This window comes from Streptomyces sp. NPDC079020 (genome assembly GCF_044542225.1).
Lineage (GTDB): Bacteria > Actinomycetota > Actinomycetes > Streptomycetales > Streptomycetaceae > Streptomyces.
On the sequence record NZ_JBITUB010000010.1, the window covers coordinates 58533 to 78789 of the forward strand.

At 71.6% G+C, this 20257-nt stretch carries 20 protein-coding genes and 1 pseudogene; 9 read left to right on the forward strand and 12 right to left on the reverse strand.

The window, feature by feature from the left end; translation table 11 throughout:
- Positions 1-21 precede the first annotated feature (21 nt).
- Together ACIGJO_RS21555 and ACIGJO_RS21560 are read left to right on the forward strand one after the other, a co-directional pair.
- Positions 22-615, forward strand: coding sequence for a TetR/AcrR family transcriptional regulator (locus ACIGJO_RS21555; protein ID WP_399960371.1), 594 nt, complete (start codon positions 22-24; stop codon positions 613-615).
- Positions 616-983: 368 nt separating this feature from the next.
- Positions 984-2327, forward strand: coding sequence for a M28 family metallopeptidase (locus tag ACIGJO_RS21560; RefSeq protein ID WP_399960373.1), 1344 nt, complete (start codon positions 984-986; stop codon positions 2325-2327).
- 206 nt (positions 2328-2533) lie between these two features.
- Here the strand turns inward: ACIGJO_RS21560 and ACIGJO_RS21565 are convergent, their stop codons facing one another.
- Positions 2534-3748, reverse strand: a complete 1215-nt coding sequence (locus tag ACIGJO_RS21565; protein ID WP_399960375.1) for an acyl-CoA dehydrogenase family protein — start codon at positions 3746-3748, stop codon at positions 2534-2536.
- A gap of 8 nt (positions 3749-3756) precedes the next feature.
- Positions 3757-4779 carry a phosphotransferase family protein gene (locus ACIGJO_RS21570; protein ID WP_399960377.1) on the reverse strand — a complete coding sequence of 341 codons (1023 nt, stop codon included), beginning with the start codon at positions 4777-4779 and terminating at the stop codon, positions 3757-3759.
- A gap of 142 nt (positions 4780-4921) precedes the next feature.
- On the opposite strand from ACIGJO_RS21570, the gene ACIGJO_RS21575 reads away from it, so the two are divergent.
- Together ACIGJO_RS21575 and ACIGJO_RS21580 are read left to right on the forward strand one after the other, a co-directional pair.
- The gene (locus tag ACIGJO_RS21575; protein WP_399960379.1) at positions 4922-6211 is read left to right on the forward strand and encodes an enolase C-terminal domain-like protein; all 1290 of its coding nucleotides are present in this window, start codon (positions 4922-4924) and stop codon (positions 6209-6211) included.
- 61 nt (positions 6212-6272) lie between these two features.
- On the forward strand, positions 6273-7208 hold the full coding sequence (locus ACIGJO_RS21580) for an NADP-dependent oxidoreductase (protein WP_399960381.1): 936 nt from the start codon (positions 6273-6275) through the stop codon (positions 7206-7208).
- 76 nt (positions 7209-7284) lie between these two features.
- On the opposite strand, the gene ACIGJO_RS21585 is transcribed toward ACIGJO_RS21580, so the two are convergent.
- The 5 genes from ACIGJO_RS21585 to ACIGJO_RS21605 form a co-directional block, all read right to left on the reverse strand.
- Positions 7285-7596, reverse strand: a complete 312-nt coding sequence (locus ACIGJO_RS21585; protein ID WP_399960383.1) for a DUF202 domain-containing protein — start codon at positions 7594-7596, stop codon at positions 7285-7287.
- Positions 7593-7988 (reverse strand): YidH family protein, encoded by a 396-nt coding sequence (locus ACIGJO_RS21590; protein ID WP_399960385.1) that lies wholly within the window; start codon positions 7986-7988, stop codon positions 7593-7595. Before ACIGJO_RS21590 ends, ACIGJO_RS21585 begins: the two co-directional genes overlap by 4 nt.
- A 44-nt stretch (positions 7989-8032) precedes the next feature.
- Positions 8033-8560: an NUDIX hydrolase gene (locus ACIGJO_RS21595; RefSeq protein WP_399960387.1), complete on the reverse strand. Its 528-nt coding sequence runs from the start codon at positions 8558-8560 to the stop codon at positions 8033-8035.
- Positions 8561-8664: 104 nt separating this feature from the next.
- Entirely contained in the window at positions 8665-9438 is a 774-nt protein-coding gene (locus ACIGJO_RS21600; protein WP_399960389.1) for a glucose 1-dehydrogenase, read from the reverse strand.
- Between the two features lie 11 nt (positions 9439-9449).
- A complete protein-coding gene (locus ACIGJO_RS21605; RefSeq protein WP_399960815.1) occupies positions 9450-10055 on the reverse strand; it encodes a TetR/AcrR family transcriptional regulator in 606 nt (201 codons plus the stop codon).
- 14 nt (positions 10056-10069) lie between these two features.
- Between ACIGJO_RS21605 and ACIGJO_RS21610 the strand changes: the two are divergent.
- Positions 10070-10123, forward strand: a pseudogene (locus ACIGJO_RS21610) (hypothetical protein); the annotation flags it as partial.
- A gap of 51 nt (positions 10124-10174) precedes the next feature.
- Here ACIGJO_RS21610 and ACIGJO_RS21615 read toward each other — a convergent pair.
- Positions 10175-11068, reverse strand: a complete 894-nt coding sequence (locus tag ACIGJO_RS21615; RefSeq protein ID WP_399960391.1) for a DMT family transporter — start codon at positions 11066-11068, stop codon at positions 10175-10177.
- Positions 11069-11261: 193 nt separating this feature from the next.
- On the opposite strand from ACIGJO_RS21615, the gene ACIGJO_RS21620 reads away from it, so the two are divergent.
- Entirely contained in the window at positions 11262-12917 is a 1656-nt protein-coding gene (locus ACIGJO_RS21620; protein ID WP_399960393.1) for an FAD-binding dehydrogenase, read from the forward strand.
- Positions 12918-13190: 273 nt separating this feature from the next.
- Here the strand turns inward: ACIGJO_RS21620 and ACIGJO_RS21625 are convergent, their stop codons facing one another.
- The gene (locus ACIGJO_RS21625) at positions 13191-13619 is read right to left on the reverse strand and encodes an ASCH domain-containing protein (RefSeq protein ID WP_399960395.1); all 429 of its coding nucleotides are present in this window, start codon (positions 13617-13619) and stop codon (positions 13191-13193) included.
- A gap of 226 nt (positions 13620-13845) precedes the next feature.
- On the opposite strand from ACIGJO_RS21625, the gene ACIGJO_RS21630 reads away from it, so the two are divergent.
- Both ACIGJO_RS21630 and ACIGJO_RS21635 read left to right on the forward strand, forming a co-directional pair.
- On the forward strand, positions 13846-14817 hold the full coding sequence (locus ACIGJO_RS21630) for a hypothetical protein (protein WP_399960397.1): 972 nt from the start codon (positions 13846-13848) through the stop codon (positions 14815-14817).
- 102 nt (positions 14818-14919) lie between these two features.
- Complete coding sequence (locus tag ACIGJO_RS21635) at positions 14920-16500, forward strand: APC family permease (protein WP_399960399.1); 1581 nt, start codon at positions 14920-14922, stop codon at positions 16498-16500.
- Between the two features lie 194 nt (positions 16501-16694).
- Here the strand turns inward: ACIGJO_RS21635 and ACIGJO_RS21640 are convergent, their stop codons facing one another.
- Positions 16695-18092 (reverse strand): gluconate:H+ symporter, encoded by a 1398-nt coding sequence (locus ACIGJO_RS21640; RefSeq protein WP_399960401.1) that lies wholly within the window; start codon positions 18090-18092, stop codon positions 16695-16697.
- 11 nt (positions 18093-18103) lie between these two features.
- Entirely contained in the window at positions 18104-18613 is a 510-nt protein-coding gene (locus ACIGJO_RS21645; RefSeq protein WP_399960403.1) for a gluconokinase, read from the reverse strand.
- Positions 18614-18743: 130 nt separating this feature from the next.
- Between ACIGJO_RS21645 and ACIGJO_RS21650 the strand changes: the two genes are divergently transcribed.
- Positions 18744-19445, forward strand: a complete 702-nt coding sequence (locus tag ACIGJO_RS21650) for a FadR/GntR family transcriptional regulator (protein ID WP_399960405.1) — start codon at positions 18744-18746, stop codon at positions 19443-19445.
- A gap of 33 nt (positions 19446-19478) precedes the next feature.
- Here the strand turns inward: ACIGJO_RS21650 and ACIGJO_RS21655 are convergent, their stop codons facing one another.
- The gene (locus tag ACIGJO_RS21655) at positions 19479-20201 is read right to left on the reverse strand and encodes a TetR/AcrR family transcriptional regulator (protein WP_399960407.1); all 723 of its coding nucleotides are present in this window, start codon (positions 20199-20201) and stop codon (positions 19479-19481) included.
- Positions 20202-20257: the final 56 nt, after the last annotated feature.

Below are 20257 nucleotides of genomic sequence, written 5' to 3' on the forward strand. Positions count from 1 at the left end.
ACGAAAGGCAGGTGGCCGCACATGGCCAAGGCGACGGACGGGGACGCCGCGCCCGTTCCCCAACGGCTGCTGGCCGCCGCCACCCGGCTCTTCGCCGAGCAGGGCTACGACCGCACCTCGGTCCAGGAGATCGTGGAGGCGGCGGGCGTCACCAAGGGGGCGCTGTACCACTACTTCGGCTCCAAGGAGGATCTCCTCCAGGAGGTGTACTCCCGGATGCTGCGGCTCCAGCAGGAACGGCTGGACGCCTTCGCGGAAGCTGACGCGCCGGTCGAGCAGCGGCTGCGGGACGCGGCCGCCGACGTGGTCGTCACGACCATCGACAACCTGGACGACGCCGCGATCTTCTTCCGCTCGATGCACCATCTGAGCCCGGAGAAGAACAAGCAGGTGCGGGGCGAGCGGCGCCGTTACCACGAGCGCTTCCGGGCGCTCATCGAGGAGGGGCAGAGGAGCGGGGTGTTCTCCACGGCGACCCCGGCCGACCTGGTGGTCGACTACCACTTCGGCTCCATCCACCATCTGTCCACCTGGTACCGGCCGGACGGCCCGCTCAGCCGCCAGGAGGTCGCCGACCACCTGGCGGACCTGCTGCTGAGGGCCCTGCGTCCGTAGCGGGTACGGCGTGGGCGCGCGGCCCACGGGCCTCCGGGCCGGTGCCCATGGGCCTGCCCGGGCGCACAACCGGCACAAAGGTGTCTCCGAAGGATTGTTCGTTTATAGAACGGACATGTCCGGTTTCCGCTCTTGACGGTGTGCCGTCATGTCGCTGACCATCGGTCACGCATCTCGCACCAGTAGCTCAGGCACCTCGCACCAGCAGCTCCAGGCACCTCGCACCAACAGCTCCAGGCACCTCGCACCAACAGCTCCAGGCACCTCGCACCAACAGCTCCAGGACCCGGCCGGGCCCGACGACGTCGGCGCGACCGGGTGCCCCCCGCACGTTCCGTCAGTCCCCGAACGGAATCCGGAGCCCCTCGATGAGCCCGAACCGCTTTGCCCTGCGCAGATCCCCGGCCCTTCCGGCCGCTGCCGTCCTCTCGCTCGCCGCACTCCTCGTGACCGCCGCCCCCGCCGCCCAGGCGACCGGGACGGCCACCGGAGCCGCGGTGGCCGCCGCCGCCCCCGACATCCCGCTCGCCAACGTCAAGGCGCATCTCACCCAGCTCCAGTCGATCGCCACCGCCAACGGCGGCAACCGCGCCCATGGCCGCCCCGGCTACAAGGCGTCCATCGACTATGTGAAGGCGAAGCTGGACGCCGCCGGATACACCACGACCCTCCAGCAGTTCACCTCCGGCGGCGCCACCGGCTACAACCTCATCGCCGACTGGCCCGGCGGGGACGCGAACAAGGTCCTCATGGCCGGGGCCCATCTGGACTCGGTGAGCTCGGGCGCCGGCATCAACGACAACGGCTCCGGGTCCGCGGCCGTGCTGGAGACGGCCCTGGCCGTCTCCCGCGCCCAGCTCGCGCCGGACAAGCACCTCCGGTTCGCCTGGTGGGGCGCCGAGGAACTGGGTCTCGTCGGCTCCCGGTACTACGTCAACAACCTGCCGTCCACCGAGCGTTCCAAGCTCTCCGGCTATCTCAACTTCGACATGATCGGATCGCCCAACGCCGGTTACTTCGTCTACGACGACGACCCGGTCATCGAGAAGACCTTCAAGGACTACTACGCCGGTCTGTCCATACCGACCGAGATAGAGACGGAGGGCGACGGCCGCTCCGACCACGCCCCGTTCAAGAACGTGGGCATCCCGGTCGGCGGTCTGTTCTCGGGAGCGGACTACACCAAGACCGCCGCCCAGGCCCAGAAGTGGGGCGGAACGGCGGGCCAGTCCTTCGACCGCTGCTACCACTCCTCCTGCGACAACACGAGCAACATCAACGACACGGCCCTCGACCGCAACAGCGACGCCATCGCCCACGCGATCTGGACCCTGTCCGCCGGCACGGGCGAACCGCCCACGGGCGAGGGCGTCTTCAGTAACGCCGCCGATGTCGCCGTCCCGGACAACGGTCCGGCGGTGTCCTCCTCGATCGCGGTCACCGGGCGTACCGGCAACGCGCCCTCCGCGCTCCAGGTCGGCGTGGACATCAAGCACACCTGGCGCGGTGACGTGGTCGTCGACCTGGTCGCCCCCGACGGCACCGCCTACCGGCTGAAGAACTCCAGCAGCGGCGACTCGGCCGACAACGTGATCACGACCTACACGGTCGACGCGTCGAGCGAGAGCGCCAACGGCACCTGGAACCTCCGGGTGCAGGACGTGGCCTCGCAGGACACCGGCTACATCGACAGCTGGAAGCTCACCTTCTGAGTCCCGGCCCCGGCCGCGTCACCTGTACGCGTGACCTGTACGCGTGACCTGTACGCGTGATCCGTACGCGTGATCCGTACGCGTGATCCGTACGCGTGATCCGTACCCGCGGCCGCCACGGCCGCCGGTACCCGCGCGAGCGGCCGTGCCCGGTCCCGGTGCGGGGCGGACCCCTCCGGTCCGCCCCGCACCGCCGGTATCACCGCTCACCGGTACTTCTTGATCTCCCGCCGGGCCAGCGAGCGCTGGTGCACCTCGTCCGGCCCGTCCGCCAGCCTCAGCGTCCGGGCCGCCGCCCACAGCTCCGCCAGCGGGAAGTCCTGGCTGACACCGCCCGCGCCGTGCAGCTGTACGGCCCGGTCGAGGATGTCCACCACCGCGCGCGGGGTCGCGATCTTGATGGCCTGGATCTCGGTGTGCGCCCCCCGGTTGCCCACGGTGTCCATCAGCCAGGCCGTCTTCAGCACCAGCAGCCGCAGCTGCTCCACCGTGACCCGGGCGTCCGCGATCCAGTTCTGCACGACGCCCTGCTGGGCGAGCGGCTTGCCGAAGGCCGTACGGGACACCGCCCGCCGGCACATCAGCTCGATCGCCCGCTCGGCCATGCCGATGAGCCGCATGCAGTGGTGGATGCGGCCCGGACCCAGCCGCGCCTGCGCGATGGCGAAGCCGCCGCCCTCCTCGCCGATCAGGTTGGACGCGGGCACCCGTACCTGGTCGAGGACGATCTCCGCGTGGCCGCCGTGGTAGTGGTCCTCGTAGCCGTACACCCGCATGGCGCGGCGCACTTCGAGGCCCGGGGTGTCCCTCGGGACGAGGATCTGCGACTGCTGGCGGCGGATGTCCTCGCCGTCCGGATCGGTCTTGCCCATCACGATGAAGACCCGGCAGTCCGGGTTCATCGCCCCGGAGATGAACCACTTGCGGCCGTTGATGACGTAGTCGTCACCGTCCCGCGTGATCCGGGTCTCGATGTTGGTGGCGTCGGAGGAGGCGACCTCGGGCTCGGTCATGGCGAACGCGGACCGGATCTCACCGGCGAGCAGCGGCTCCAGCCACCGCTTCCTCTGCTCGTCCGTGCCGAACTGGTGGAGCACCTCCATGTTCCCGGTGTCCGGCGCCGCGCAGTTCAGCGCGGTCGGCGCCAGCTGCGGGCTGCGGCCCAGGATCTCGGCCAGCGGGGCGTACTGGAGGTTGGTCAGCCCGGCACCGTACGCGGCGTCGGGGAGGAAGAGGTTCCACAGGCCCTGCCTGCGCGCCTCCGCCTTCAGATCCTCGACGACCTGCGGGGTGTCCCAGGGGGAGGCGAGGAGCGCGCGCTGTTCCTCCGCGGTCCTCTCGGCCGGGTACACATGCTCGTCCATGAAGGCGAGCAGCCTGGTGCGCAGTTCTTCGGTACGGGCGTCGAACGCGAAGTCCATGGGGGTGATCAGCCTTCCTGGAGGGTGGTGAGCCCGTGCTCGATGAAGACGGGGACGAGATCGCCGATCGTGTCGAAACCGGCGCCCACGGTCTGGCCCCGGGTGTAGCGGTAGTGGATGCCCTCCAGGATCACGGCGAGCTTGAACCAGGCGAACGCGGTGTACCAGGAGAGGGCGGAGGTGTCCCGGCCGGAGCGGGCCGCGTAGCGCTCGATCAGCTCGGCGGGCGCGGGGTGGCCGGCCGCGCCGCTGGTGGTGGAGACCGGCGACCGCGGCAGGCCGAGGTCGGAGCTGTACATCACCAGCAGTCCGAGGTCGGTCAGCGGGTCGCCGAGGGTGGACATCTCCCAGTCGAGCACGGCCCTGATCCGGTCGTCCGGGCCGATCAGGACGTTGTCCAGGCGGTAGTCCCCGTGCACCACGGTGGGCGCGGGGGAGCGCGGCAGCGCGCGGCCGAGCGCGGCGTGCAGTTCGTCGATCCCGGCGAGTTCGCGGTCGCGGGAGGCGTCGAGCTGTTTGCCCCAGCGGCGCAGCTGACGGTCCAGGAAGCCGTCGGGGCGCCCGAAGTCCCCGAGCCCGACGGCCCCGGGGTCCACGGCGTGCAGATCGACCAGGGTGTCGACCAGCCCGAGGACCGCGCCCCGGGTGCGCGCGGGGCCCAGCGGGGCGAGCTGCTCGGCCGTGCGGAACGGGGTGCCCTCGACGTACTCCATGACGTAGAAGGGCGAGCCGATGACGGTCTCGTCCTCGCAGAGCAGCACGGGCCGCGGTACCGGTACGGCGGTCGGGTACAGCGCGCTGATGACCCGGAACTCGCGCTTCATGTCATGTGCGGTGGCCAGCACATGGCCGAGCGGGGGCCTGCGGACGACCCACCGGCCGGAACCGTCGGTGACCGTGTACGTGAGGTTCGACCGCCCGCCCTCGATCAGCCGGGCCTCCAGCGGTCCGTCCATCAGCCCCGGCCGCTCGCGGTCGAGATGCCGGCGCAGCGGGCCGGGGTCGAGACCTGGCGGGTGGACTTGGCTCATGGTGCGCACCTCCGGGGCGACGGAACGATCGCAGCCCATGATGCCGACCAGTCGGTATGTCGTCCAGTGAACTCCCGGAATCGACTGCGGCAACTCCCTTCGGACTCTGGTGTTCAGTCGTATCCCTGAATAGAGTTCACGTATGGATACAGCCTTGTTGATCGACGAAGTCCGGCTCACCCCGATTCTCATTGCGGATCCGCCCCTTCTGAACACCCAGGGCGTCCATCAGCCGTACACCCCCCGGCTCATCGTCGAGGTCGTCACACGGGGCGGAGTGACCGGCATCGGGGAGACCTACGGCGACGGCACCTATCTGGACCTCGCCCGTCCGCTGGCCGAGGCCCTGCCCGGTCGCCGGGTCAGCGATCTGAACGGCCTGTTCACGCTCGCCGAGCAGGTGTGCGGCGACTCGCGCGCCGCCGACGACCGGGTCGACGCCGGTGGACTGCGCGGCGTGCGGACCGCCGACAAGCTCCGGCTCTCCGTCGTCTCCGGGTTCGAGGTCGCCTGCCTGGACGCGCTCGGCAAGAGCCTCGGCCTGCCCGTGCACGCCCTGCTCGGCGGCAAGGTCCGCGACACCGTCGAGTACAGCGCGTACCTCTTCTACCGCTGGGCCGCGCACCCGCGGACCGGGGAGCGGGACGACTGGGGGGCGGCCCTGGACCCGGCCGGCATCGTCGCCCAGGCCAGGCGCTTCGCCGACGAGCACGGCTTCACCTCCTTCAAGCTCAAGGGCGGTGTCTTCGAGCCCGACCAGGAGATCGCCGCCGTCCGTGCCCTCGCCCGGGAGTTCCCGGGGCGGCCGCTGCGCCTGGACCCCAACGGCGCCTGGTCGGTGGAGACCTCCCTGTACGTCGCAGGGCAGCTCAAGGGCGTACTCGAATACCTGGAGGACCCGGCGAGCGGTACGGCGGCGATGGCCGCCGTCTCCGCGGCCACCGATGTGCCGCTGGCCACCAATATGTGCGTCACGACCCTCGCCGAGGTGCCCGAGGCCTTCGCCCGGGACGCGGTCCAGGTCGTCCTGAGCGACCACCACTACTGGGGCGGGCTGCACCGCACCCGTGAACTGGCCGGGATCTGCCGCACCTTCGGCGTCGGACTCTCCATGCACTCCAACACCCACCTCGGCATCAGCCTCGCCGCGATGACCCAGGTCGCCGCCACCGTGCCCAACCTCGACTACGCCTGCGACAGCCACTACCCCTGGCAGACCGAGGACGTGATCACCACCCGGCACGTCTTCACCGACGGCCGGCTGACGGTCTCCGACGCCCCGGGTCTGGGCGTCGAACTCGACCGCGAGCGGCTGGCGGCGCTGCACCGGCGCTGGCTGGAGGACGACGGCGCGATGCGCGAGCGCGACGACGCGGCCGCGATGCGCGAGGCCGACCCGGAGTGGGTGACCCCGGCGATCCCGCGCTGGTGAGCGCCCGCCCGGTCCCCGGCCCTGAGTTGCGCCGAGTGTGGCCTGCGCCGAAGGTCGGAGGATGAAGGCGATCAGCTACAGCAGGTACGGCGGGGCCGATGTCCTGGAGTACGGGGAGCGGCCCGACCCGAAGGTCGGCCCGGACACCGTCCTGGTGAAGGTGCGGGCCGCGGCCGTCAACCCGGTCGACTGGAAGGCCCGCGAGGGCCACCTCCGGTCGGGCCTCGAAGCGGTCTTCCCCGTGATCCCGGGCTGGGACGTCTCCGGAGTGGTCGTGCAACCCGGGGTCGCGGTCGACGAGTTCACCGTGGGTGACGAGGTGATCGGCTATGTGCGGGAGGACTTCCTCTCCCGGGGCACGTTCGCCGAATACGTCGCCGCACCGGTGCGTACCCTCGCCCGCAAGCCGATGGGCCTGAGCTTCGAGGAGGCCGCGGGGCTGCCGCTGGCCGGCCTCACCGCCTACCAGGTGCTGCACCGCACCCTGAGGGTCCGCAGCGGCGAGACGGTCCTCGTCCACGCGGCGGCGGGCGGGGTCGGCTCGCTCGCGGTGCAGATCGCCCGGCACGCGGGCTGCCGGGTCATCGGCACGGCGAGCGCCCACAACCACGACCATGTGCGCAGCCTCGGCGCCGAACCGGTGGAGTACGGCGACGGGCTCACCGGCCGGCTGCGGGCCCTGGCCCCCGACGGCTTCGACGCCGCCTTCGACACCGTGGGCGGCGAAGCGCTCCGGGCCTCGGCGGACACCCTCGCCCAGGGCGGCCGGCTCGCCTCCATCGCGGACGGGGAGGTCTTCTCGTACGGCGGCCGCTACGCCTTCGTGCGGCCCGATGCCACGGACCTGGCCCACCTGGCGGAACTGGCCGAACAGGGGATCGTCACGGTCCATGTGGACCAGGTCTTCCCGCTGGACCGGGCCGCGGACGCGTACCGGCTCAACGAGCGCGGCCGTACCCGGGGGAAGATCGTCGTCACCGTGCCCTGGGACAACTGAGGGGTCGCGCACGGCCCGTGACAGCCCGGGAAGGGCGTGGCCCGCGGCAGCCGGGAGGGCCACGTCACGTGACGGCTCAGAACAGCATGGCCGCGGCGAACACCGCGAGCGCCACCGTGCACGCCGCCGCCGTCAGGGCGTGGCGCGAGGACAGCGGCTGCGGCCGCGCGACATGCATCCCCAGCACCCGCCGGTGCGCCACCCGGAGGAACCCCAGCCAGGCCAGCGCGCTCAGCGCCAGCGCGGCCACCGCACCGGGCGTCACGCCGCCGTGCAGCGCCTGCCGGCCCGCCAGCAGCGCCACCACCGTGCAGGACAGGGTGGTGCGCCGCCAGGCCAGCCTGGTCCGCTCCGGCTGCAGCCCCGGGTCCCTGGGGGCCTCGGTCACCGGCCTTCCCAGCCGAAGAGGACGACCACCACCATCGCCACGGCGACCACGGCGACCGCGAGACTCAGCAGCGTCGGGAAGCGGGAGACCGGCAGATCCTCACCGCGCCGCATCGCCCGTTCGCACCGCACCCAGTGATTGACCGCCCGCAACGCGCAGAGCACACCGGCGGCCAGCAGCGCCAGCGCCAGGCCCGCCCGGATGCCCCAGACGAGTTCCGGGAGGAACTGGTCGACGGCGAAACCGCCCCCGATGAGGGCCAGCGCCGTCCGGATCCACGCGAGGAAGGTGCGCTCATTGGCGAGCGAGAACCGGTAGTCCGGGGTGTCGCCCTCCTCGCGGATCCGCTGCGGCGCGAACCACAGCCGGATGCCCTGCACAAAATCGTTCACGCCCGAGCCCTGTCTGTCGTTCCGTTGCCGTCCGGGTGCCGTGCTCACCGGGAACGGAGCTCCCGCAGCCGGTGGTAGGCGGCCAGCCCGTCCGGCACCCAGGGCCACTCGCCGAGCCGGGCCGCCAGCTCCTCGTCGGTGAGAAAGGCGTGCCAGGCGACCTCTTCCGCCTGCGGATCCACCGGCGCCTCGCACCGCACCCGGTACACCTGCGACCACCAGGTGTGTTCGGCGCTCTCGTAGAGGAACTTGAAGAGCGGCTCGGGGCGGGGGAGCCCGGACACCCCCAGCTCCTCCTCCGCCTCGCGCAGCGCCGCCCCGTCGTAGGACTCGCCCGCGCCCACGACCCCGCCGACGAACATGTCGTAGTACGAGGGGAAGACCAGCTTGACGGGCGTTCTGCGGTGCACGAAGAGCCTGCCCGAGGCGTCGCGCACCTCGATGAACACACAGCGATGACGCAGGCCCCGCGCGGTCGCCTCACCGCGCGGGGCCTGCCCGACGACCTCGTCGTTCTCGTCGACGATGTCCAGGATCTCGTCAGTCGGGTCAAAGGGCTCCATACGCCCCATCCAACATCATGCCGCCGGCGGGGATCACGGCCCCATCACCCGCGGGGCGACTGATCCTGCGGGGCGACTGATCCTGCGGGGCCGGCGGGACGGCCCCTACGCGGTCACTGCCCCATGACGTACTTGACGGTCGGGCCGGTCGTCCAGCCGCCGTCCACCGCCAGCTCCGCGCCCGTGATGTACGAGGCGGCCTCCGAGAGCAGGAAGACGACGGCCTCCGCGATCTCGGGAGCCTCGCCGACCCGGCCCATCGGCGTGTTCGGGTAGTTGCCGTCGCCCTGCGCGATGCCCACGGCCGCGGTCATCGGGGTGTAGGTCATACCGGGGTGGACGGAGTTGACCCGGACCTTCGCCGTGCCCAGCTCCACCGCGCCGATCTTGGTCAGGCCGCGTACGCCCCACTTGGAGGCGCCGTAGCTGGAGGTCATGGCGAGGCCCATGAGACCGGCGGCCGAGGAGATGTTGACGATCGAGCCGCCGCCGTTCTCCTTCATCACCGGGATCACGGTCTTCATGCCGATGAACACCGCGGTCAGATTGATGTCGATCACCTTGCGGAAGTGCTCGACCGACTCGGTCTCCAGCGGCTGACCGGTGGAGACACCGGCGTTGTTCACCAGACCGTCGATCCGGCCGAACTCGTCGAGGGTGAACCGCGCGACGCGCTCCCAGTCCTCCTCGGAGGTCACGTCGTGGCGCAGGAACCGGGCCCGGTCCCCGAGCGCGGCGGCGGTCGCGGCGCCCTCCTCGTCGAGGATGTCGGTGATCACGACGTTGCCGCCGCCGGCGACGGCGAGACGGGCGGCCTCGGCGCCGAGGCCGCGGGCGCCGCCGGTGATGATGACGGTCCTGCCGGTGAGACTGGTCTTGTCGCTCATGGTGCTGTCCTTCATATGCGGGTGGTTCCGGTGCGGCCCGGCACGGGGGCGTGCAGGAACGCGGTGGTGGTCTCGACGAGATCGGCGAGGAAGAGCTCCTCGCCGGTCAGTGGTTCGGTGCCGTCGAGGTACTGGCGGGCGCGGTCGGCCATCGCCGCGCCGATCAGGGTGAGCGCCAGATCGAGCCGCTCCAGGCGCACCGGTGTGGGCAGCGCGCCCAGGCGGTCCGAGACGCGGGCGATCAGCCGTCCGTACGCGGTGGCGTCGACCGCGGGGTGCAGCTCGCCGGTGCGCAGCCCGGTCTCATGGCTGAGCTGCGCGGAGATGCGCAGACAGCGCCGGCCGCGGTCGTCGGCCAGGAGACCGGCCTCGGCCGTCACCAGCGCGCCGACCAGATCCCGTACGTCCGCGTCCGCGCCCAGCCCGTCCAGGAGCGGGGCCATCACCCGCTCGGTGCGGGACTGCCTCCCGGACATCACCGCGTCGAGCAGTCCGGCCCGGGAGCCGAAGTGATACTGCACGGCGGACGGATTGCTCTGCCCGGCGAGCCGCACGATGTCGCGTATCTGGCCACCCACGACACCGTGCGAGGCGAAGACCTCCTCGGCGGCGCGGATGAGCTTGTCCCTGGTGTCGGGCCCTGACGTTCTCGCCATGGGGCCACTGTAATGCTGGCCATTATTAATAACCAGTGCGGAGAGTACGGCCGCCGCGGGCCACCCGGACCCGGCCCGTGTCAGCGCGGCTGGAGATCCTTCGTCCGCCGCCCGCCCACCGGCCCCGCCGGCATCGCGGGATGCAGCCCGAGCAGCACGATCCCGGTGACGATCGCCGCCAGACCCGCCGCCTCCCAGGCCAGCGCCCCCGTGTCCGTGCGCACCCGGTCCCCCAGGAAGCCGATCCCGCAGGCGATCCCGGCCAGCGGCTGGGCGGCGGTCAGCGCGGGCAGCGACATCCGCAGCGGCCCCGTCTCGAAGGCGCTCTGGACCAGGATCAGCCCCGTCACCCCCAGGACGAGCACGCCGTACGGCTGCCAGGCCGTCACCAGCGCGTCCCAGCCGCCCTCGGTCAGCCGCTCACCGCTCGCCCGGGTCAGCGCGTCCTGGAGTCCGTACAGCAGCCCGGCCGCCACCGCGAGAAGAGCCGGGGCCGCCCCGATCCGCGAGTGCCTGGCGGCGGCCGTCAGCAGCAGGGCGAGCCCCACCACTACGCCGATCACCACCCAGTGCCGCAGCGGATCGGTCACCGGATCCCCACCGTGCGGCTCGCCGGCCAGCAGGAACGCCGCGACGCCCCCGGCCAGCAGCCAGAGCCCGGCCCAGCCCTGCCGGCCCAGCGGCTGCCTGGTGCGGCGGCGCGACAGGGCCATGGCGAAGAGCAGATTGGTCGCCAGCAGCGGCTCCACGACCGAGACCTCGCCCCGGCCGAGGGCCAGCGCGCCCAGCACCATGCCGCAGACCATCAGTGCGATCCCGGCCAGCCAGCTCCGCACCCGCATCAGGTCGAGCAGCAGCCTGGGGGAGAGGAAGTCGCTCATCGGGGCGCGCCGGGCGGCGTCCTGCTGCAGGACGAAGCCGAAGCCCAGACAGCAGGCGGCACCCACGGAGAGAACCAGGACCAGCACCGACACGATCTCTTCCTCAGGTCGGACCGGGAGGGGAAGTGATGTGGTTCGACGATAAGCCCTGCGCCGTACGGGAGCGGTGAGAATGCCGCCGACCGGGCGGTTGACGGCGCGGCGGACGGTGCCGAAGATCTAACGCACGAGTAACTTCGCCCACCGCTCCGCCCGGCACCGCCCCCCCCGACAAGGATGGAACCCCATGGCGTACGACGCTGATGTCATCGTGATCGGGGCCGGCCTCGCGGGGCTGGTGGCCACCGCCGAACTGGTCGACGCGGGCCGCTCGGTGATCCTGCTCGACCAGGAGCCCGAGCAGTCCATCGGCGGCCAGGCGCACTGGTCCTTCGGCGGCCTGTTCTTCGTCGACTCGCCCGAGCAGCGCCGGCTGCGGATCAAGGACAGCCGGGAGCTGGCCCTCCAGGACTGGTTCGGCACGGCGGGCTTCGACCGGAAGGAGGACCACTGGCCCCGGAAGTGGGCCGAGGCGTACGTCGACTTCGCCGCCGGTGAGAAGCGGTCCTGGCTCCACGCGCAGGGGCTGCGGATCTTCCCGGTCGTCGGCTGGGCCGAACGCGGCGGCTACGACGCCAACGGCCACGGCAACTCCGTCCCCCGCTTCCACATCACCTGGGGCACCGGCCCCGGCATCGTCGCCCCCTTCGAGCGCCGGGTGCGCGAGGGCGTCGCCAGGGGCCTGGTGCAGCTGAGGTTCCGCCACCGGGTCACCGGACTCGGCCGCTCGGCGGGCGCCCTCGACACGGTCACGGGCGAGATACTGGAGCCGAGCGGTGCCGCGCGCGGCACCGCGAGCACCCGCGAGGTCGGCGGCGCCTTCGAGCTGAAGGCCCAGGCGGTGATCGTCACCTCGGGCGGTATCGGCGGCAACCACGACCTCGTACGGGCCCAGTGGCCCGAGCGGCTCGGCACCCCGCCCGCGAAGATGCTCTCGGGAGTCCCCGCCCATGTCGACGGGCTGATGCTGGGCATCGCCGAGGAGGCGGGCGCGCACCACATCAACCGCGACCGGATGTGGCACTACACCGAGGGCATCGAGAACTGGAACCCGATCTGGGCCAGGCACGGCATCCGGATCCTGCCCGGCCCCTCGTCCCTCTGGCTGGACGCCCGCGGCAAGCGGCTGCCGGTCCCGCTCTTCCCCGGATTCGACACGCTCGGCACCCTCGAACACATCATGCGGTCGGGCTACGGATACACCTGGTTCGTCCTGGACCAGCGGATCATCGGAAAGGAGTTCGCGCTCTCCGGATCCGAGCAGAACCCGGACCTGACGGGCAGGTCGGTGCGCGACGTGATCGGGCGGGCTCGTGCCGATGTGCCCGCGCCGGTCAAGGCGTTCATGGACAACGGTGTGGACTTCGTGGTCGAGAACGACCTCGGCGCCCTCGTCCGCGGCATGAACGCGCTCACCGGCGACACCCTGATCGACGAGGACGGCCTGCGCCGCGAGATCACCGCCCGCGACCGCGAGATCGCCAACCCCTTCACCAAGGACCTCCAGGTCACGGCCATCCGCGGGGCCCGTGCCTACCTGGGCGACCGGCTGATCCGTACGGCGAAGCCGCACCGCATCCTCGACCCGGCGGCGGGTCCGCTGATCGCGGTGCGCCTCAACATCCTCACCCGTAAGTCCCTGGGCGGCCTGGAGACGGACCTGTCCTCGCGGGTGCTCGCCGCCGGCGGCGAGCCGCTGCCCGGGATGTACGCGGCGGGCGAGGCGGCCGGGTTCGGCGGCGGCGGGGTCCATGGCTACCGGTCGCTGGAGGGCACGTTCCTCGGCGGCTGCATCTTCTCGGGCCGCGCGGCGGGCCGGGCGGCGGCGCGGGCGGTCGGCTAGCGGGATCGGCGGGCAGCGGCGGCCGGCGGCGGGGCCGGTGGACGGCGGGAACCGCGCAGGCCGTGTCCCGCACCGGCCGCGTCCCGGCCGTGTCCCGCCCGGAATCCGCACCGGTCATGTCCGCCCCGGCTCCCGCACCGGCCATGTCCCGCCCGGAAACCGCACCGGCCATGTCCGTCCCGGAGCCGCGCCGCTCGCAGGCTGCCTCCCGCCCCGCTCCGTCCGCCCCGCCCCGCACGGTCCGCGCCCCGCGCAATCCGCGCGCCGCCCGTCTCACCCCGGCAGCCGCTCCACCACCCGGAACCGCTCAACCACGATCATCGTGTCGTCGTCGACGGTGAACTCCGGGTCGCCCAGCGCCTCCCGCATCTCCTCACCGTGCCAGAACCGCTCGTGCCCCGCCCGCCACTCGGCCACCGACCCGTAGCCCTCGCCCTCGTCGACCGCGTGCTGAAGGCCGATGTCGCCGAGCCGCAGCACCCGTACGTCGGTCACCTCGACCACGGCGACCTCCCGGCCCTGCGAGTCGATCAGGGCGGACCGTTCGCCGGCCGGCGGCAGTTCCTCCTTCTCCGCCTCGTACTCGGCCAGCAGCCCGGACGTGGACACCTTCTCGCCCCGGAGCACGGCCGCCACCAGCCGGTCGCGCAGCGGGCCGGGGAAGGCGAGGAGGAAGGGTTTGAGGGGTTCGCGGTTCTCCATCGCGTCAGTCTGGCACGCGTCCCCCGGCTCTCGGATCCGGGCGCCGGAGCGCGCGGGCCACCGGGGGCACGGCGGGCGAACACCTGGCGAGCAGCGTGTCATTCCAGCCAACTGTGTGGAATTCGGATGGAGTTGGCCAAGGGGATGCCCTTGACTGGGAGGCTTCCGGGCGGCTTGGCTGTGCGCGATCATTTTGCTCGTACACCGCGTCGAAAGAAGCCTGCGGATGTCTCCGCCTCCGCCGCCCCTGGGCCGCTCCCGCAGACGGGGCGGTCGCTCGGACCACTCCTTCGACCCGGCCCTGGACGACAGCGACCTCATCGACGCCCGCAACCAGTTCGCCCAGGGCAGGTGGACCAGGGCCCGCGCCCTGCTCGTCGGTACCGGCAGCGACTGGGACCGCCGCGGCCACCGGGTGCTCGCCCTCGCCGGCCTGCCCTCCGCCGTCGACTGGGCCCGTGACTGGCTGATCGCCGAACCCGACAGCGCCGATGCCACCACCCTGCTCGGCTGCGCCTCCGTCGCCCGCGTCCGGCACCGGCGGGCCGCCGCCGACGAGGCGTCCCGGGCCCGCGAAGCCTGTCTGGCCGCCGCCGGGCTCGACCCGGCCGACCCGACCCCCTGGCTCGGGCTCCTCCTGCTGGACCGCACTCTCGGCGGCGACGGAGCGGACACCGGCAAGCTCTTCGAAGAGGTACGTTCCCGGCACCCCGAACACCACCACGCGCACCACCTGATGGCCGCCCACCTCGCCGAGAGCCGCCCGGACGCCGGACAGGACCCGCTCCACGAGGTCTACGACTTCGCCGCCTGGGCCGCCGAACAGGCCCCCGCGGACTCCCCGCTCGCGGTGCTCCCGGTCATCGCCCACGCCGAGCGGTACCGCGTCCTGGTCGCCGCCGGCACGGAGTCCGAGGACCCCGTGGCCTCCGGGCACTGGTCGGGGCGGCGGGCCCGCCAGGTCATGAAGACCGCCTTCGACTGGTGGCTGGAGTGGGAGCGCGAGGACCACCCCCGCCACCGCACCGACCTCAACTTCCTGGCCCACGCCAAGTTCTGCGAGGGCCGGCCCGCCGAGGCGGCCGCGCTCTTCCACCGCATCGGCCCGCACGCCACCCCCGCCCCCTGGTCCTACTCCGGCGGCGACCCGTACCCCGCCTTCCTCGCCGCGCGGCGCTTCGCGCTCGGTACCCCCTGAGGGACACGGCACACAGACGCACCGAACACAGAGCACCGCACACAGACGCACAGCACGGACACGCACAGCACAGACGCCACCGAAGAAGGGAACAACCCCGCGATGTCGACGGGCAGTTCATTTCCGAGCGATACCGGCACCACGAAGGCGACCGGCGATACCGGCGGGATCAACACGTACAAGGGCGAGGAACGCGCCCTGCGGGCGAACCGGCTCGGCACCCCGGGCCTGCTGCTCTCGGTGCTCGCCGCCAGCGCGCCGCTGATGGTCGTCGCCGGGGTCATGCCCACGGTCTTCGGTGTGATGGGCATCGTCGGCCAGCCCCTGCTGTACGTCATCCTCGGCATCGTCCTGATGCTGTTCAGCGTCGGGTACGCGGAGATGAGCCGGCACGTCCACAACGCCGGCGCCTTCTACGCGTACATCGCCCGCGGGCTCGGCCCGACGGCCGGGGCGGGCGCCTCGCTCGTCGCGCTGGTCGCGTACAGCGCGATGCAGGTCGGCATCTACGGCATTCTCGGCTTCGAGGTCTCCGGACTGTTCGCCGTCTACCTCGACATCGACCTGGACTGGTGGGTACCGGCCCTCGTCGCCGTCGCGGTCGTCGGCTTCCTCGGCTGGCTGAAGATCGACCTCAACGCCAGGGTGCTGGGCGTGCTGCTGGTCGTCGAGTGCGCCCTTGTCGTGATCTTCGACATCGCGGCCGTCAGCAAGCCCGGCCCCGAGGGCCTGTCCCTGCACGCCTTCGACCCGGAGACCCTCACCGGCGCGGGGCTCGGCACCGCCCTGTGCTTCTGCATCGCCGCGTTCGTGGGCTTCGAACAGGCCCCGGTGTACGCGGAGGAGACCAGCCGCCCGCAGATCGTCGTCTCCCGGGTGATGTTCCTGGCCGTCGGCTACGCGGCGCTGTTCCTCGCCATCAGCTCCTGGGCCCTGACCGTCGCCACCGGACCCGGCTTCATCGCGGACACCTCCCTCAAGGAGGGCCCCGGAATGCTCTTCGGGCTCACCGAGGAGCGGCTCGGCACCACCTTCACCGACGTCCTGCACGTCCTGTTCGTCACCGGTATGTTCGCCGCGCTCCTGAGCTTCCACAACGTCGTGGCCCGCTACGCGTTCGCGATGGGGCGCGAGGGTCTGCTGCCCGCCGGATTCGGCCGCACCAACAAGGCGAGCGGCGCCCCCGTCACCGGGTCGCTGCTCCAGTCCGTCCTCTCCGCCGTGATCGTGCTGGCCTTCGCACTGACCGACGACAATCCGGTGGGCGACCCCACCGCGCCCGTCCTGCATCTGTTCACCTGGATGGGCAACGTCGGGGCGCTCGGCATCATCCTGCTGATGGCCGCCGCCTCGTTCGCCGTCATCGCCTTCTTCGTACGCCGCGGCGCGGGCCGGGCCCAGGCCCCCCGGCTCGTCGCGTCCGGGCTGGCCGGAATCGCCCTGCTGGCCATCGCCGTCTTCACCATCAGGGACTTCGGCGTCCTCGTCGGCTCGGGCCCCGGCTCGGTGCTCAACTGGGTGCTGCCCGGCGTGATCCTCGCCGCGCTCGCCGGCGGACTGGTGTACGGAGCGGTGCTGCGCTCCACCAAGCCGGAGGTGCACGCGAGGATCGGCCTCGGCAACGAGGCGTTCCAGCTGGAGAAGGCCGCCGAGAACACCGCCGCCCCGCGCCGGACGTACTGATCCGCGCGGGCGCTCCGGGAATTCCGCGGGCCCCGCACAGGGCGATGGCGCCCGTCGGCCGGTACGCATGCCGTACATGCGTACCGGACCGGCGGGCGCCATCGTGCACGGTCCCCGTACGAGCGTGGGGGGAGGGCCGTGCGGGCAGCCGGTGCCGGGGCCTCTCCGTCCGGACGGGCCGGACGGAGAGGCCCCTAGAGCACCAGCGAGAGCAGCAGGATGAAGGCCATCGAGACGACGGAGATGATCGTCTCCATCACCGACCAGGTCTTGACGGTCTGGCCGACGTCCATCCCGAAGTACTCCTTCACCAGCCAGAACCCGGCGTCGTTGACATGGCTGAAGAAGAGCGAGCCCGCGCCGACGGCGAGGACCAGCAGCGCCGCGTGCGAGGTCGACATATCGGCGGCCAGCGGGGCGACCAGACCGGCCGCCGAGATGGTGGCCACGGTCGCCGAACCCGTCGCGAGCCGGATCGCGACGGCGATCAGCCAGCCGAGCAGCAGCGCTGGGATCGACCAGTTCTCGGAGAAGTCCAGGATCATCCGGCCGACACCGGCGTCGATCAGCGTCTGCTTGAAGCCGCCGCCCGCGCCCACGATCAGCAGCACACCGGCGATCGGGGCGAGCGACTTCTCGACCGTGGTGGAGAGCCGGCCCTTGGTGAATCCGGCCGCCCGGCCGAGCGTGAACATCCCGACGACAACGGCCGCGAGCAGGGCGATCAGCGGCGAGCCGATCACATCGGTGACCCGCTGGACACTGTTCTCCGGATCGTCCACGACGATGTCGACCAGGGCCTTGACCAGCATCAGGACCACGGGCAGCAGAATCGTCGCCAGGGTGGCGCCGAAGCTGGGGCGGCGGTCCAGTTCCTCCGAGGGGCGCTGCGGGATCATCTTCTCCGGCGCCTTGATGTCCACCCAGCGTGCCGCGTAACGGGAGAAGACGGGGCCCGCGATGATCACGGTGGGGATGGCGACCAGTACGCCGAGGGCCAGCGTCACACCGAGGTTGGCACCCAGCGCGTCGATCGCCACCAGCGGGCCGGGGTGCGGCGGGATCAGTCCGTGCATCACGGAGAGCCCGGCCAGCGCCGGGATGCCGATCCGCATCAGCGAGTAGTTGCCGCGCTTGGCGACCAGCAGCACCACCGGGATCATCAGCACGATCCCGACCTCGAAGAACAGCGGCAGACCGATGATCGAGGCGATCAGGACCATCGCCCACGGCATGGCCCGTCGGCTCGCCCTGGCGAGGATGGTGTCGACGATCTGGTCCGCGCCGCCGGAGTCGGCGAGCAGTTTGCCCAGAATGGCGCCGAGCGCGATGAGGACACCCACACCCGCGACCGTCGAACCGAGCCCTGCGGTGAAGCTGGCGATGGTCCTGGCCGGCGCGGCGCCCGCGAACGAGCCGAGCGCCAGCGAACCGATGGTCAGCGCGAGGAACGCGTGCATCTTGAACTTGGTGATGAGCAGAACGATGACGGCGATGCCCGCCAGGACGGCGATGCCCAACTGCGCGTTGCCGGCCGAAGTGATCGGTTCGACGGCGTCCGCTGCCAGCGTCTCGACGCTGAGACTGGTCACGGTGATGATCCTTAACTGTCGAGCCGGCGCAACGCGGCGACGGCTCGCTGGGTGATTTCCTCGGGTGTGCCGGACACATCGACCCCGACGCCGGCCTCGTCCTCCCCGAGCGGCTCCAGGGTGGCGAACTGCGAATCGAGCAGCGCGGTCGGCATGAAGTGACCCCTGCGGTCCGCCATCCGCCCCTCGATCAGGGCCCGGTCGCCGGTCAGATGAAGGAAGACGGCACCGGGGGCCTCGGCCCGCAGCCGGTCGCGGTAGACCCGCTTGAGCGCCGAACTGCTGACGACACCGCCGAGTCCGGCCCGGCCGTGCGCCCACCGGCCGATCGCGTCCAGCCAGGGCCGGCGGTCCGCGTCGTCCAGCGGGGTGCCGGCCGACATCTTGGCGATGTTCGCCGCGGGGTGGAAGTCGTCGCCCTCGGCGTACGGAACGCCGAGGGCGGCGGCGAGCAGGGGACCGATCGTGGTCTTGCCGGTTCCTGCCACGCCCATCACCACGACGACGTGGGGGGTGCTCATGGGTGCCTCGCTGTCTTCTTCGACATCGGTCCGTCGCGCTACTGAAACTCATTAGGTACGACTTATTCAAGTGGGTGTGACGCAAACGTCGTACTTTTTGTTCCCGGGAGGTGCCCCGTAGGCTTGCCCCATGACCACACAGGGCCAGGGGCTGCATACACATGTGCTGGACTCCCTGGGTCTGGAGATCGCCTCCGGCCAGTGCCCGCCGGGCATGGTGCTGCGTACCGACGAGCTGGCCCAGCGCTTCGACGTCTCCCGTACGGTCGTGCGCGAAGTGGTCCGCGTCCTGGAGTCCATGCACCTGGTCGAGTCCCGGCGCCGGGTCGGGGTGACCGTGCGGCCGGCCGAGGCCTGGAACGTCTACGACCCCCAGGTCATCCGCTGGCGGCTGGCCGGCCGCGACCGGCCGCGGCAGCTGCGCTCGCTGACCGTCCTGCGCTCGGCGATCGAACCCGTCGCCGCCCGCCTCGCCGCCCGCAACGCCACCCCCCAGCAGTGCGCGGAGCTCACCGAACGCGCCCTCGGCATGGTCGCCACCTCGCGCGGCCAGCAGCTGGAGGGATATCTGGAACACGACATCGCCTTCCACCGGATCGTCCTCAATGCCTCCGGCAACGAGATGTTCGCCCGCCTCGGTGACGTGGTCGCCGAGGTCCTGGCAGGCCGCACGCACCACCAGGTGATGTTCGAGGACCCCGACCCGGCCGCGGTCACGCTCCATGTGCGGCTCGCCGAGGCCGTACGCGAACGGGACGCGGACGGCGCCGAGCGCCTCACCAAGGAGATCGCGGTGGGCGCCCTCCACGAACTGGACGTCCTCGCGCCCTGACCGAGGGGCCCGGCGGGGCGTGCCGGCCGGGCCCTACACCGTCCCGCCCCGCACATGCGCCAGCCGCCCCGCGGCCGCCGCGAGCACCATCTCCAGCGCCGCGGGATACCCGCTGCGCTCCATCTCCGCGACCAGCACCCCGGACGTCGCCGCGATATGCGGATGCGTCGCGGCCGGCAGCCGCGCGTACGTCTCACGCCAGGTCCGTTCCTCCAGGTCCCGGGCCCGTTCCGGAAGCGCCAGGGTCGACGCCTCGAGCGCGGCGAACGACAGCGTCTGGTCGACGAACACGTGGTAGATGCGGACGGCCTCCGCGTCCGGGAACCCCGCGCCGCGCAGCACCCCGAGGATCGCGTCGACCGACCGGATCTCGTGCCTCCGCCCCGTCACCCGGGCGCAGGCCAGCACGGCGGCCCGCGGATGTGCCATGTAGTCCGCGTACATCCTCAGTCCCAGCGTCCGCAGATCGGCCCGCCAGTCACCGGTGGGGCGCCAGTTGTTCAGCGTACGGCCGATCAACTCGTCGGCCACCGCCAGCAACAGCTCGTCCGTGTCCCTGAAGTACCGGTAGACGGCGCTCGGATCGCACCCCAGTGCCGCACCGAGCCGGCGCACCGTCAGCGCCGCCGCCCCGTGCTCGCCGATCAGTCTCAGCGTCGTCTCCACGATCAGCTGCTCGGACAGCACCGTGCCGCCCTTGGTGGGACGTCTGCGCCGACGCGCGCTCTCCGGCACCACCCTCTCGCTCGCACCCATGGGGCGCACCTTATGACAACGGCGTTGACGTGTGAACCCGTTGAGGAGTTCGATGT

Excerpts from the sequence above, each read along its gene's own strand:
- ACIGJO_RS21555 (WP_399960371.1), top strand. The coding sequence starts at position 22 with ATGGCCAAGGCGACGGACGGGGACGCCGCGCCCGTTCCCCAACGGCTG.
- ACIGJO_RS21560 (WP_399960373.1), top strand. The coding sequence starts at position 984 with ATGAGCCCGAACCGCTTTGCCCTGCGCAGATCCCCGGCCCTTCCGGCC.
- ACIGJO_RS21565 (WP_399960375.1), bottom strand. The coding sequence starts at position 3,748 with ATGGACTTCGCGTTCGACGCCCGTACCGAAGAACTGCGCACCAGGCTG.
- ACIGJO_RS21570 (WP_399960377.1), bottom strand. The coding sequence starts at position 4,779 with ATGAGCCAAGTCCACCCGCCAGGTCTCGACCCCGGCCCGCTGCGCCGG.
- ACIGJO_RS21575 (WP_399960379.1), top strand. The coding sequence starts at position 4,922 with ATGGATACAGCCTTGTTGATCGACGAAGTCCGGCTCACCCCGATTCTC.
- ACIGJO_RS21580 (WP_399960381.1), top strand. The coding sequence starts at position 6,273 with ATGAAGGCGATCAGCTACAGCAGGTACGGCGGGGCCGATGTCCTGGAG.
- ACIGJO_RS21595 (WP_399960387.1), bottom strand. The coding sequence starts at position 8,560 with ATGGGGCGTATGGAGCCCTTTGACCCGACTGACGAGATCCTGGACATC.
- ACIGJO_RS21600 (WP_399960389.1), bottom strand. The coding sequence starts at position 9,438 with ATGAGCGACAAGACCAGTCTCACCGGCAGGACCGTCATCATCACCGGC.
- ACIGJO_RS21620 (WP_399960393.1), top strand. The coding sequence starts at position 11,262 with ATGGCGTACGACGCTGATGTCATCGTGATCGGGGCCGGCCTCGCGGGG.
- ACIGJO_RS21625 (WP_399960395.1), bottom strand. The coding sequence starts at position 13,619 with ATGGAGAACCGCGAACCCCTCAAACCCTTCCTCCTCGCCTTCCCCGGC.
- ACIGJO_RS21630 (WP_399960397.1), top strand. The coding sequence starts at position 13,846 with ATGTCTCCGCCTCCGCCGCCCCTGGGCCGCTCCCGCAGACGGGGCGGT.
- ACIGJO_RS21635 (WP_399960399.1), top strand. The coding sequence starts at position 14,920 with ATGTCGACGGGCAGTTCATTTCCGAGCGATACCGGCACCACGAAGGCG.
- ACIGJO_RS21645 (WP_399960403.1), bottom strand. The coding sequence starts at position 18,613 with ATGAGCACCCCCCACGTCGTCGTGGTGATGGGCGTGGCAGGAACCGGC.
- ACIGJO_RS21650 (WP_399960405.1), top strand. The coding sequence starts at position 18,744 with ATGACCACACAGGGCCAGGGGCTGCATACACATGTGCTGGACTCCCTG.
- ACIGJO_RS21655 (WP_399960407.1), bottom strand. The coding sequence starts at position 20,201 with ATGGGTGCGAGCGAGAGGGTGGTGCCGGAGAGCGCGCGTCGGCGCAGA.